Below are 12433 nucleotides of genomic sequence, written 5' to 3'. Positions count from 1 at the left end.
TCAAGCGTGTTTCTTGACAAGTGAAACGTTGCTGCGGTTTGGCTGATGTTTTTGCATTGTTCGTAATAGTTTAAAGCTTTGTTCCTTAAGTCCGCAGAGTATGCCATGGTTAGACCTTCAAAGTTGAGTATTGTACTATTTTGTTTTTAATTTACTATATCTTTCCATATCAACCAGCAAGCTGCATATAGTGAATTAACAAAAACCAGTACAGCGTTGGTTCGCCTTGCCGTAACGTGTGTACTGTCTGCGGCTCGCCGCCTTGTCCTGATTTAAATTTAATTCACTATAGGATAAAGCTGATACCGCTCAAGCTGGAAATGGTGAAGCTGGCATCCCGTATTTCCTGAAGCTTAAAAAACCTGCTGATCGAGCAAGAAATTGCCCACCTCTACCAGCAGGCCAATATCCACTAAACACTTAAGCATTATCTAGATTAAAAAAGGCTACCTGAAAACTTTCAGGTAGCCTTTTAATCATGCCCAAACGCTTACAGAGAAATACGGCGGAAGTCTTTGAGCAAGTTGGCCAGGAACACGGTGAAGCGCATGCCGGCTGCGCCGTCGATCACGCGGTGGTCGAACGACAGGGAGAGCGGGCACATCAGGCGTGCTTCGAAATCGGAGCCGTTCCACACCGGTTTCATCTGTGATTTGCACACGCCCAAGATGGCTACTTCGGGGGCATTCACAATCGGGGTGAAGCCGGTGCCGCCGATGCCGCCCAAGCTGGAAATGGTGAAGCAAGCACCCTGCATTTCCTGCGGTTTGAGCTTGCCTTCACGGGCTTTTTTGCTCAATTCGCCCAGCTCGATGCTGATTTCTTTGAGGCCTTTTTTGTCCACATCTTTAATCACGGGCACCACCAAGCCGTTGGGGGTGTCGGCGGCAAAGCCGATGTGGAAGTATTTTTTCAACACCAGGTTGTCGCCGTCGAGCGAGGAGTTGAATTCGGGGAAGGCTTTGAGCGCGGCCACGCTGGCTTTGATGATGAAGGCCAGGGGCGAGAGTTTCACGCCTTCGCGCTCCCACTCTTTGTTGAGCTGTTTGCGGAAATTTTCCAGCTCGGTCATGTCGGCTTCGTCGTGTACGGTAACGTGCGGAATCATTACCCAGTTGCGCGACAGGTTTTGACCGGAAATCTTCTTGATGCGGCTGAGCTCTTTCACTTCGACTTCGCCGAATTTGGCGAAATCCACTTTCGGCCACGGCAGCAAATCCAAACCACCGCCCAAAGAAGCACCGGCAGCTGCAGGCTTGCCTGCACCGCCCTGCATGGCGGCTTTAACGAAGGCTTTGATATCGTCTTTGGTGATGCGGCCTTTGTTGCCGCTGCCTTTCACCAGGCTCAAATCCACGCCCAGTTCGCGCGCAAGTTTGCGGGCGGAGGGGCCGGCGTGGGCTTTGGCGAAACCGGCTTCGTTTACAGGTGCGCTGCCGTAGGCGGCAGTGGCCGGAGCGGCAGGTGCAGCGGGGGCTGGAGCCGGGGCGGCGGCAGGCGCGGGAGCGGCTTTGGGCGCTTCGGCAGCGGCGGGCACAGCAGCGGCAAGTGCGCCGGCAGCGGCCACGTCGATAATGATGCTGCCTTCAGACACTTTGTCGCCCACTTTGATGTGCACGGCGGTAACCGTACCGGCGGCGGTGCTGGGTACGTCCATGGTGGCTTTGTCGGTTTCCAGAGTAATCAGGGTGTCGTCCACGGCCACGGTGTCGCCCACTTTCACTTCTACGGCAATCACGTCCACATCGGTGTGGCCGCCGATATCGGGCACGGCTACCTGAACATTGGCGGCGGCAGCCGGAGCAGCGGCAGCCGGAGCAGCGGCGGGTGCAGCAGGTGCGGGAGCGGCTTCGGCTTTGGGTGCTGCAGCCGGAGCGGCAGCGGCGCCTGCACCGGCAGCTTCCACCAGCACAATCACATCGCCTTCGGAAACTTTGTCGCCCACTTTCACTTTCACTTCTTTCACCACACCGGCGGCATCGGCCGGTACGTCCATGGTGGCTTTGTCGGTTTCCAGGGTAATCAGGGTGTCGTCCAGCGCGATGGTGTCGCCGGCTTTGACTTCCACGGCAATAATATCTACATTTTCGTGTCCGCCGATATCGGGGACTTTGATTTCTACAATACTCATAAGAGTTCCTTTTGGTATTCGGTTGGATTGGTTAATTAACGCCTTCTTCGGCAGCTGACCGCATCTTGTAATTCCACCGGCTTCAGTTCGCCCTGCGTGCCGACTTCATATACGGCCACAGCGCAACGCCCGCCTTGCAGACCGATCACTTCGTAATCATGTCCGGCTTGAGGAACGAATGAAGCCATACGGGTGTTACATGAGCCTTCGTGTTGGATGACGGTTACGCTTGGGCTCGTCATCGCATTCCGCAAGCCTATATAGGCAGCCTGCACGTTCACAGCTTTGCCGGCCGGCACGGCAAATTCGCGGAAAAATGCCCGCGAGAGAACACCGTTCATTTGTCCGATGTTTTTGCTGTGTTCGGTTTCGGCTATGCCCAAACTGTGGCTTCTGGCCGTACCGGCAAGCGAGCCGAACGCATCGCCCAAGCTGCCGCCCACGTTCACTTTGTGGCCGCGGCGGGCTCGCCGATCTTCGGCTTCGCAATCAATTCCGCTCACCATGATGGTGGGCTTTTGATTTTGACCGTAAAGGCGCACGCGTGCTTGGGTGCTGCTGTCGTAGCTGGTGCTGTCTTCCTGCACCACCGGCGCATTGGAAGCGCAGGCGGCCAGTAAGGCAACGGAGCATGCAACGAATAAGGGTTTCATTTTCTTCCTTTTCTGATTTTCAGGTAGCCTCTACCGCGGGGCAGGGCTACCTGAAAACTTCAGGCCGGGATTAGCGTTTCCAGCTGGGGGCAACTTCGGTTTGAACGCCGTATTTCTCGATGGCTTTCTGTACCACGTCTTTGCCCACTTTGCCCTGTTTGGCCAAAGCGTCCAGCGCGGCCACAGCCACATGGTAGCGGTCTACTTCGAAGAAGCTGCGCAGGTTGGCGCGGCTGTCGGAGCGGCCGAAACCGTCGGTACCGAGCACTACATAATCGCCGTTTTCTTTGGGGATGTAGGCGCGGATGCGATCGGCAAAGCTGCGGATGTAGTCAGTAGCAGCGACAACCGGGCCGGCATGGCCTTGCAGCTGCTGGCTCACGAAGGGCAGTTTCTGCTCGGCAGCCGGATGCAGGCGGTTCCAACGGTCAGTTTCGATGGCTTCGCGGTGCAGCAGGTTGAACGAGGGGCAAGACCAGATGTCGGCTTCCACACCGAAATCGTTTTTCAGCAAATCGGCAGCGTGGATCACTTCCTGCAGGATAGTACCGGAGCCCATCAGCTGAACGCGTTTGTCGCCTTTGCCTCCTTCGCGGAACAGATACATACCTTTGAGGATTTCCTGCTCGATGCCTTTGCGTTGCGGCATGGCGGGGTGGGCGTAGTTTTCGTTCATCAGGGTGATGTAGAAGAATACGTCTTCGTTATCCACATACATGCGTTGCAGTCCGTTGTGTACGATTACGGCCACTTCGTATTGGAAGGTGGGGTCGTAGCTGATGCAGTTCGGAATCAGGTCGGCTTGCAATTGGCTGTGGCCGTCTTCGTGTTGCAGACCTTCACCATTGAGAGTGGTGCGGCCTGCGGTGCCGCCCAGGAGGAAGCCGCGTGCGTGCATGTCGCCGGCAGCCCAAGCCAAATCGCCGATGCGTTGGAAACCGAACATGGAGTAGTAGATGTAGAACGGAATCATGGCGTAGCGGTTGTTGGCATAGCTGGTGGAAGCAGCAATCCAGTCGGCCATGGCGCCCGGCTCGTTGATACCTTCCTGCAGAATTTGGCCATCCACGCTCTCTTTGTAGAACATCAGCTGGTCTTTATCCTGCGGGGTGTACTGCTGGCCTTTCGGGTTCCAAATGCCGTATTGGCGGAACATGCCTTCCATACCGAAGGTGCGGCTTTCATCAGGCACAATCGGCACGATGCGGCGGCCGATTTGCTTGTCTTTCAGCAAGGCAGCCAAGATGCGTACGAAAGCCATGGTGGTGGAGAATTCGCGCTCACCGCTGGATTGCAGCTGGGCATCGAAGGTTTCCAAAGCCGGAATCGGCAGGGCTTCGTTGTTCGGATGGCGTGCAGGCAGGTAGCCGCCCAAAGCATTGCGGCGTTCGCGCAGGTATTGCATTTCCGGGCTGTCTTCGGCAAAGCGGAAGTAAGGCAGGTCGCCGCTGTCGATTTGCTCGTCGGTTACCTGAATGCCAAAGCGGTCGCGGAATTGTTTGAGCGACTTCACGTCCATTTTCTTGGCTTGGTGGGCAACGTTTTGGCCTTCGCCGGACTGACCCATGCCGTAACCTTTGATGGTTTTGGCCAAGATTACAGTAGGACGGCCGTCGGCGTTGTTTACGGCTTCATAATAAGCAGCATAAACTTTGTGCGGGTCGTGACCACCACGGTTCAAGGCCCAGATTTCGTCGTCCGACATATCGGCCACGAGGGCTTTCAGCTCGGGCGTGTTGAAGAAGTGCTCGCGAACGTATGCACCGTCTTTGGATTTGAAGGTTTGGTAGTCGCCGTCCAAGCATTCTTCCATGCGTTGTTTCAGGGCGTTGTTGGTGTCGCGTGCCAAGAGGCCGTCCCAGCGGCTGCCCCAAATCACTTTCAACACATTCCAGCCTGCACCGCGGAAATTGCCTTCCAATTCTTGGATGATTTTGCCGTTACCGCGTACCGGGCCGTCCAAACGTTGCAGGTTGCAGTTGATCACAAAAATCAGGTTGTCCAAGCCTTCGCGGGCGGCCAGCGCAATCGCGCCTTGGCTTTCCGGCTCGTCCATTTCGCCGTCGCCGCAGAAGCACCATACTTTGCGACCTTTGGTTTTGGCCAAGCCGCGAGATTCCAAGTATTTCAGGAAGCGCGCTTGGTAAATCGCCATCAGCGGGCCCAAGCCCATGGATACGGTGGGGAATTGCCAGAAATCGGGCAGCAGGTGCGGGTGCGGGTAAGACGGCAGGCCGTTGCCACCGACTTCTTGGCGGAAATTGTTCAGCTGGTCTTCGCTCAGGCGGCCTTCCACGAAGGCGCGGGAATAGAAGCCGGGAGCGGAGTGGCCTTGAACATAAATCAAATCGCCTTCTTCGCCGGTGGCTTCATTTTTGGCGCGCCAAAAGTGGTTGAAGCCCACATCATACAAAGTGGCGGAAGATTGGAAGGAAGCGATGTGGCCGCCCAATTCCAAGTCTTTCTTGCCAGCACGCAACACCATGGCGGCGGCGTTCCAGCGGATGGCGGCGCGGATGCGGTGTTCCAGCTCGTGGTTGCCGGGTGATTTCTGCTCTTTGCCGACAGGAATGGTGTTCAGATACGCAGTGGTGGCACTAAACGGCAGGTGCACGCCGCGGCGGCGGGTATAGCGCACCAGGTTTTCCAATATAAAATGCGCCCGCTCCGAGCCTTCGTTTTCTAGCACGGAACTGAGCGCATCCAACCACTCTTGAGTTTCAATCGGGTCGATATCATGTTTTTCAGCAGACATAAATTCCTATCCTCTTTACTTGGGTTAAACAATGAGCTTCGCTTTTTCGTTTGGCAACACAGTAGAAATCGGCCATAAAAGCATACGCTTAAACAGCCGAACCGGGAAACTGTTGTTTTCCGAAAATTCCCACGACACCAACAATGCCGCAACACTCTGTATTTCCGTGAAATATTAACAGCCTTACGCCTGATTGGCAACGTTTTTTTTCGGGCTTTTAAAGCCTTTATTCTTCAAGGCACAAGCCCCGCCTCAGTACCCCGCCGCCTAAAAAACCATCCGAAAACAGCCCGAACCAGCACATACACAAAACAACAAAACAGAACCTTCTATCCCGCGCGCCGTTTGCGTAACAAAATGAGCACCGCCCCATCGTTCGCACCATGCGGCTCGGCATAAGCCAGCACTTCCGGATGCGCCATCAGCCAGCGGCGCACCAAGCTTTTCAACACCGGCACAAACCCCTGCGAACCCAGCCCGCTGCCGTGCACGATTTCCGCGCACACCCCGCGGCGCAACACTTCCTCGATAAACTCACTCAGCTCCCGCTGCGCTTCCTCGCGTGTGCAGCCGTGCAAATCCAAACGCCCCACGCACGGCCAATGCCCGGCCACCAGGCGGCGGATGTCCTCTTGCCCGCGGCCGTTTTTGCAAAACGAACGTGGCGGCTCGTGTTCGCTGTCGGTGCTCACATAGAAATACGCCTCCTCATCCCATTCTTCATTATGAAACCGCCGTTTCAAAGGTTTATCGTCTTTCGGCGCAGCCACCCGATTACTGTTTTTCAGCGGCGTAACCTTGCCCACCGCCGCCGCAAAATCTGGCTCGTCACGACGCTGCCGCTGTGCCTGAGCAGCGGCTTCTTCCTGCCGCCGTTTTGCCTCCTTGCCTAATTGCTTTAACAGCTTTTGCGTATCCTGTTTATCCATTATCCGGCTCCATATCTGATTTCATCTTTATCATCCGGCTATTTTATAACCGAAGCGGCACAAGCGAATACCACCACATAATTTTCAGGTAGCCCGATTGCCAATAGGCTACCTGAAAAACTTGAAGCCTCATGCTGCAACATGGCAATGCCAACCTATCTACTTTTCAGGTAGCCTTGGCCGTACAGAAAGGCTACCTGAAAAAACTCTCCACCCTCTCCACACTTACTCCAAGCAAATACGAAGAGTTGATACACAATCCCAATCTGCCGCCATTTTTCAGGTAGCCCTCCCCCCCTCGTAAAGGCTACCTGAAACCAGTTTCGTCGCACCCGCCCCGCAGCCGCCCGCATACTTGCGGTATAATCCGGCACAACCATTTCCCTGCCACCCAAGAGGAGCCCCACCATGCAGCACACTTGCGATATCGTCGTTATCGGCGCCGGCCCGGCCGGCCTCAGCTTCGCCGCCGCAGCCGCCCCCAGCGGCCTGAACATCCTGCTCATTGAACAAAGCAGCCAGGAAACCCTGGCCAACCCGCCCTACGACGGCCGCGAAATCGCCCTCACCCACCCCTCGCGCGGCATCATGGAAAGACTCGGCATCTGGCAAAACCTCCCCGCCGAAGGCATCTACCCGCTCAAAGCCGCCAAAGTCATCAACGGCAGCTCCCCCTACACCCTCAACTTCCCCCCGCCCACCGACGGCAAAGGCCAGCTCGGTTTCCTCGTTTCCAACCACGACATCCGCCGCGCCGCCTACCAAGCCGCCAGCCAGCATGAAAACATCCATTTCCTCACCGGCCATAAAGTGCAGGAAGCCGTCAACGGCGAAGAGAGCGTGAGCATCCTACTCGACAACGGCGACACCGTATCCGCCCGCCTGCTCGTCGCCGCCGACAGCCGCTTCTCGCAAACCCGCCGCCAGGCCGGCATTGCCGCCGACATGCACGACTTCGGCCGCACCGTGCTCGTGGCCCGTTTCTCCCACACCGCCTCCAACGAAAACACCGCCTACGAATGCTTCAGCTACGGCCGCACCATCGCCCTGCTGCCGCTGGGCGAACACATGACCAACTGCGTCATCACCATCGACAACCGCCGCCTGCACGAAATCACCGAGCTCAGCCCCGAAGCGCTGGCCGCCGATCTCGAACAACGCCTGCAAGGCAGGCTCGGCCAGATGACCCCGGCCGGCAGCATCCACACCTATCCCCTGGTCGGCGTACATGCCCGCCGCTTCTCCGCCCGCCGCACCGCCCTCATCGGCGACGCCGCCGTGGGCATGCACCCCGTAACCGCCCACGGTTTCAACCTCGGTCTGGCCAGCGCCGACATCCTGGCCGGCCTCATCGTGCAGGCCGCCGCTTCCGGCCAAGACATCGCCGACACCAAGCTTTTGGAAAAATACGAAGCCAAACACATCCTGCACACCCGCGCGCTGTATCACGGCACCAATTTCGTGGTGAAACTCTTCACCAACGAAACCCCGCCCGCCAAATTCCTGCGCAACACCGTACTGCGCCTGAGCAACCACCTGCCGCCGGTGAAAAAACTGATTACCAAGCAGCTCACCGGTTAGCCTGCAGCCGCCTCCCAAATCTTCTCAGGTTCCGTTACCGCCTAGATTGGTAACCACATTGGCCTTGAGATATAACAACCTGAGAATGATAGGGAAAAGCGCAAAACGGTTCTATTTTTCGTATTCAGAAGTTACTGTCCGTCCCGCTGCCGATATTCGGGCATCCGCCCGATTCGGCAGCCCTATTTTATAGTGGATTAACAAAAATCAGGACAAGGCGGCGGGCCGCAGACAGTACACACGTTACGGCAAGGCGAGCCAACGCTGTACTGGTTTAAATTTAATCCACTATAATCATTGCCAACCGGTTCGCACGCCGCCCATTCAACCTACCCTGCCCTATTGCCCGTCTTTTCATTTGAGTTTCCCCATGCTTGCCAGCCTGATTGATTTCATCCTGCATATCGACCAACATCTCATCGAGCTTACCCAAACCTACGGCCTGTGGATTTACGCCATCCTGTTCCTTATCGTGTTTTGCGAAACCGGGCTGGTGGTTACGCCCTTCCTGCCGGGCGATTCGCTCTTGTTTGCCGCCGGCGCGGTGGCGGCGCTGGGCGGGATGAATGTGCATATAGCGGCCGCGCTGCTCTTGGCGGCGGCAGTGATTGGCGATGCGGTAAACTTCGCCATCGGCAAGTATTTCGGCGAAAAGCTGTTTGCCAAACCGGATTCGCGCGTGTTCAAACGCGAGTATCTGGATAAAACCCATGCTTTCTACGAAAAATACGGCGGCAAAACGATTATTCTGGCGCGATTCGTGCCGATTGTGCGCACCTTTGCGCCCTTTGTGGCGGGCATGGGCAAAATGCATTACGGCCGCTTTATCCGCTACAATATCATCGGCGCGCTGATGTGGGTGGGGCTGCTCACTTATGCGGGCTACTTCTTCGGCGAGCTGCCGGTGGTGAAAAATAATTTCGGCTTGGTGGTGATCGGCATTATCGTGGTATCCGTGCTGCCGATGGCGGTAGAAATCGCCAAAGCCAAGTGGGGGAAGAAGGCTTAGTCTGCCGCTCCTGCTTCGTTTTCAGGTAGCCTCTTGCTATAGCGGATTAAAATGGCGGCAAGCCAACGCAGTAGCAGTCTTATTGTCATTCACTCTATTTTTAAACGGCTAATCTCTTTACAGGTAGCCTTCACGTTTTCCTATGATTTATCCTTGGCATGAATGCGCTTGGCGGCAGTTGGCTGCCCAATGGGGCAACCGCCCCAACGCTTGGTTGCTCACCGGCCGGCGTGACACCGGCAAAACCGCGTTTGCCCGCCACCTGGCGCAGGCGCTGTTGTGCGAACAGCCGCAGGCCGAACACCAGCCATGCGGCAGCTGCCCTTCGTGCCATCTGTTCGCCCAAGGCAGTCATCCGGACTACTACGAACTCGCACCCGAGCTGCCTGCCGAAGGCGAAAGCGCGCGCAAGCTGCTGCAAATCAAAATCGACGCCGTGCGCGCCGTGCTATCACCGCTACTGAAAAGCTCCGTGCGCGGCGGGCTGCGCGTGGTGCTGGTGCAACCCGCTGAAACCATGAATACCCAAGCCGCCAACGCGCTGCTGAAAATGCTGGAAGAGCCGCCCGCATCGGTGGTATTCCTTTTGGTGACCCACAACAAAGACCGCCTGCTGCCCACCATTAAAAGCCGCTGCCGCCCCTTCCTGCTGCCCGCCCCGAGTGCCGAAGAAGCCTTAGGCTACCTGAAAACGCAAAACACCCCTCAAGCCGAAGCCCTGCTTGCCTTCCACAGCGGCGCCCCGCTGTTTGCAGCCGAGCCGGAGCAAGACACGATGCGCGAAGAGCTGTGCCAACTGCTGGCCAAACCGCGCCTGTTGGCCATGCTGGATTACGCCGCCGCCTTCGACAAGCAAAAATGGCCGCTGGCCGTGTTTCTCGACTGGCTGCACAAATGGCTGGCCGACACCGCGCTCGCCCAACAAAACCTGCCCCCGCTCTACTACCCGCAACACCAAGCCGCCATTTTTCAGGTAGCCTCCCGCACCCGGGGGACAACCTTATTCCAACTGGTACGCACCCTAAACCACCTCAGCCCTTACGGCCGGCATACCTTAAGTGTTAGAATGCAGATTGAAAATTTGCTAACTAACTACCTTGCTTTCTGGCAAAACAAACCGCTTTAAGAAAACAAGCCGTTATTTATTTTGTATAAACGTTACTTACTTAAAACAAGGAAATACCCATGAGCACACCCGCCGACAGCGCCCCCGGCCGCATGATGAGCGTCAGCCTCAAAGACAAACCCATCGCCTACTACAGCTACATGCCGTTTCTGGAGTATGGCGGCATTTTTGTGCCCACCAACGACGAATTCAAAATGGGCGAAGAAGTGCTGTTGGTATTGGAACTGTTTGACAATCCAGAAAAATTCTTCCTGCGCACCCGCGTAGTGTGGATCAACCTCAGCCGTACCACCAACGGCCAGCCGCAAGGCGTAGGCCTCGCTTTCGGCGACGACGAAACCGGCATCAAATGTAAAAACTACATCGAAGACCAACTGCCCGGCCTGGTGCACACCGACCGCGCCACCTACACCATGTAGCCATGCTGATCGATTCGCACTGCCACCTCAACTTCCCCGACCTCGCCCAAAGGCTACCTGAAGTCCTCGCCAACATGGCCGAGGCCGGCGTGGATAAAGCCATCGCCATCAGCGTGAGCCGGCAGAGCTTCGAAGAAGTGCACGCCATCGCCCAAAATCACCCCACCATCTACGCCACAGTCGGCATCCACCCCGACGACCCGGAAGCCGAAGAATTCAGCCTGGAAGAACTGCTGGAACGCGCCGCCCGGCCCAAAGTGGTGGCCATCGGCGAAACCGGCCTGGATTATCATTGGTGCAAAGGCGATTTGGCCTGGCAGCACCAACGCTTCGCCCTGCATATCGAAGCCGCCAACCGCAGCGGCTTGCCGCTTGTCGTCCATACCCGCGATGCCGCCGCCGATACCATGCGCCTGCTGCGCGAACACCAAGCCCACGCCGGTGTTATCCACTGCTTTACCGAAGACGTACACGCCGCCAAACTGGCCTTGGATTTGGGCTTCTACATCTCATTCTCCGGCATCGTCACCTTCAAAAACGCCACCGCCATCCAAGAAGCCGCCCGTTACGTGCCGCTCGACAGGCTGCTGGTGGAAACCGACTCTCCCTACCTAGCACCCGTTCCCAAACGCGGTAAACCCAACGAACCGGCCTATGTGCGCCACACCGCCGCCTTCGTTGCCCAGCTGCGCGGCGACAGCTTGGAAAATATCGCCCAAGCCACCACCGCCAACTGCCTGCGCTTATTCAATTTAGCGGATTAACATCAGTGTGCCGCCTTGGCGTACTGCTTCGATACAACCGGTGCTGAAACTTCAATCCTCCCCCTAGCTACCGCGTTCGAAAGAAATAAGGCTACCTGAAAATTTTCAGGTAGCCTTTTGTGTACAAATCCCCCTATACAGCAAGCCAAATTATAGTGAATTATAGTCAATTAAAATCAAAATAGGACAGTAACGCATCGTCAAATCGGGCGTAATCAGACAATACGGTTCGAAGATACCGCTTAATATTCGCCCACACCTTCTCAATCGGATTGAGTTCAGGTGAATAGGGTGCAAGAGGCAATACCTTATGTCCCAATTTTTCCGCCATTTCCCGTAAGACACCTATACGGTGAAATCGTGCATTATCTAAAATAATCACCGATTTTTGAGTCAATGTGGGCAGTAGGCATTGCTGAAACCACGCTTCAAAAAAGACTCCGGTCATCGTATTTTGATAAACCATCGGAGCAATCAGCCGGTTGCCGACTTGTGCGGACACCAGAGATAAGCGTTGGTATCTTTTTCCACTTATCTGCGCTTTCACTATTTGCCCTTTCAGGCTGCGGGCATAGGGACGGAACAGGTAGCGGTCAAATCCTGTTTCATCCAAATAAACACGTTGGTAGTCGGAAAATTCGGCCAGCTGTGTCAAATAATGCGTTACTTTGGCCGGGTCTTGTTCTTTGTAAGTGGTGGTCTTTTTTTGCGCGTTATCCCTATCTGTTTGAGTGCATAGCAAACGGCGGCTGGCGTACAATCAAAATGTTTGGCGATTTCATGCAGATAGGCATCCTGGTGTTGCCCAACATATTGAGCCAGTTTTTGCCTATCCAATTTGACGGCATTTAGACCGGTAACTTGATGTTTTAGGCTGCCTGTTTGTTTTTTAAGGCGAATCCATAAGTAAAGCGTGTTTCTTGACAAGTGAAACGTTGCTGCGGTTTGGCTGATGTTTTTGCATTGTTCGTAATAGTTTAAAGCTTTGTTCCTTAAGTCCGCAGAGTATGCCATGGTTAGACCTTCAAAGTTGAATATTGTACTATTTTGTTTTTAATTTACTATA

Annotated in this window: 12 protein-coding genes; 6 read left to right on the top strand and 6 right to left on the bottom strand. The window is 55.6% G+C overall.

Translation table 11 applies throughout. The annotated features are described in order from the left end of the window. The 5 genes from A7Q00_RS13150 to A7Q00_RS12510 all read right to left on the bottom strand — a co-directional run. On the bottom strand, positions 1–107 hold a 107-nt coding region (locus tag A7Q00_RS13150), incomplete at its 3' end, for an IS630 transposase-related protein (RefSeq protein WP_218915567.1). Positions 108–490: 383 nt separating this feature from the next. Then, positions 491–2131 (bottom strand): dihydrolipoyllysine-residue acetyltransferase, encoded by a 1641-nt coding sequence (aceF, locus tag A7Q00_RS12525; protein ID WP_064090866.1) that lies wholly within the window; start codon positions 2129–2131, stop codon positions 491–493. 35 nt (positions 2132–2166) lie between these two features. Then, positions 2167–2784 (bottom strand): hypothetical protein, encoded by a 618-nt coding sequence (locus tag A7Q00_RS12520; RefSeq protein WP_064090865.1) that lies wholly within the window; start codon positions 2782–2784, stop codon positions 2167–2169. Positions 2785–2854: 70 nt separating this feature from the next. Next, the gene (gene aceE, locus A7Q00_RS12515) at positions 2855–5539 is read right to left on the bottom strand and encodes a pyruvate dehydrogenase (acetyl-transferring), homodimeric type (protein ID WP_064090864.1); all 2685 of its coding nucleotides are present in this window, start codon (positions 5537–5539) and stop codon (positions 2855–2857) included. 329 nt (positions 5540–5868) lie between these two features. Beyond that, positions 5869–6468, bottom strand: coding sequence for a Smr/MutS family protein (locus A7Q00_RS12510; protein ID WP_064090863.1), 600 nt, complete (start codon positions 6466–6468; stop codon positions 5869–5871). Between the two features lie 131 nt (positions 6469–6599). Here A7Q00_RS12510 and A7Q00_RS13825 point away from each other — a divergent pair, with 131 nt between their 5' ends. The 6 genes from A7Q00_RS13825 to A7Q00_RS12480 all read left to right on the top strand — a co-directional run bounded on the left by A7Q00_RS13825 (position 6600) and on the right by A7Q00_RS12480 (position 11367). Next, complete coding sequence (locus tag A7Q00_RS13825; RefSeq protein WP_156503835.1) at positions 6600–6755, top strand: hypothetical protein; 156 nt, start codon at positions 6600–6602, stop codon at positions 6753–6755. A 121-nt stretch (positions 6756–6876) separates the two neighbouring features. Beyond that, positions 6877–8049, top strand: a complete 1173-nt coding sequence (gene ubiM / locus A7Q00_RS12500) for a 5-demethoxyubiquinol-8 5-hydroxylase UbiM (RefSeq protein ID WP_064090861.1) — start codon at positions 6877–6879, stop codon at positions 8047–8049. Positions 8050–8419: 370 nt separating this feature from the next. Then, the gene (locus A7Q00_RS12495) at positions 8420–9058 is read left to right on the top strand and encodes a DedA family protein (protein ID WP_064090860.1); all 639 of its coding nucleotides are present in this window, start codon (positions 8420–8422) and stop codon (positions 9056–9058) included. 142 nt (positions 9059–9200) lie between these two features. Further along, positions 9201–10184 (top strand): DNA polymerase III subunit delta', encoded by a 984-nt coding sequence (holB, locus tag A7Q00_RS12490; RefSeq protein ID WP_064090859.1) that lies wholly within the window; start codon positions 9201–9203, stop codon positions 10182–10184. 59 nt (positions 10185–10243) lie between these two features. After that, on the top strand, positions 10244–10603 hold the full coding sequence (locus tag A7Q00_RS12485) for a PilZ domain-containing protein (RefSeq protein ID WP_064090858.1): 360 nt from the start codon (positions 10244–10246) through the stop codon (positions 10601–10603). A gap of 2 nt (positions 10604–10605) precedes the next feature. Next, entirely contained in the window at positions 10606–11367 is a 762-nt protein-coding gene (locus A7Q00_RS12480; RefSeq protein ID WP_064090857.1) for a TatD family hydrolase, read from the top strand. Positions 11368–11533: 166 nt separating this feature from the next. On the opposite strand, the gene A7Q00_RS13145 is transcribed toward A7Q00_RS12480, so the two are convergent. Beyond that, positions 11534–12381 (bottom strand): IS630 family transposase gene (locus A7Q00_RS13145; protein WP_156503833.1). Its coding sequence is split into 2 segments (ribosomal slippage): positions 11534–12066 and positions 12066–12381, totalling 849 coding nucleotides; the frame shifts between segments, so codons are not numbered across the junction. Positions 12382–12433 lie beyond the last annotated feature (52 nt).

The organism is Eikenella halliae, assembly GCF_001648475.1.
GTDB classification, from domain to species: domain Bacteria; phylum Pseudomonadota; class Gammaproteobacteria; order Burkholderiales; family Neisseriaceae; genus Eikenella; species Eikenella halliae.
This window is presented reverse-complemented; position numbering and strand designations above follow the sequence as displayed.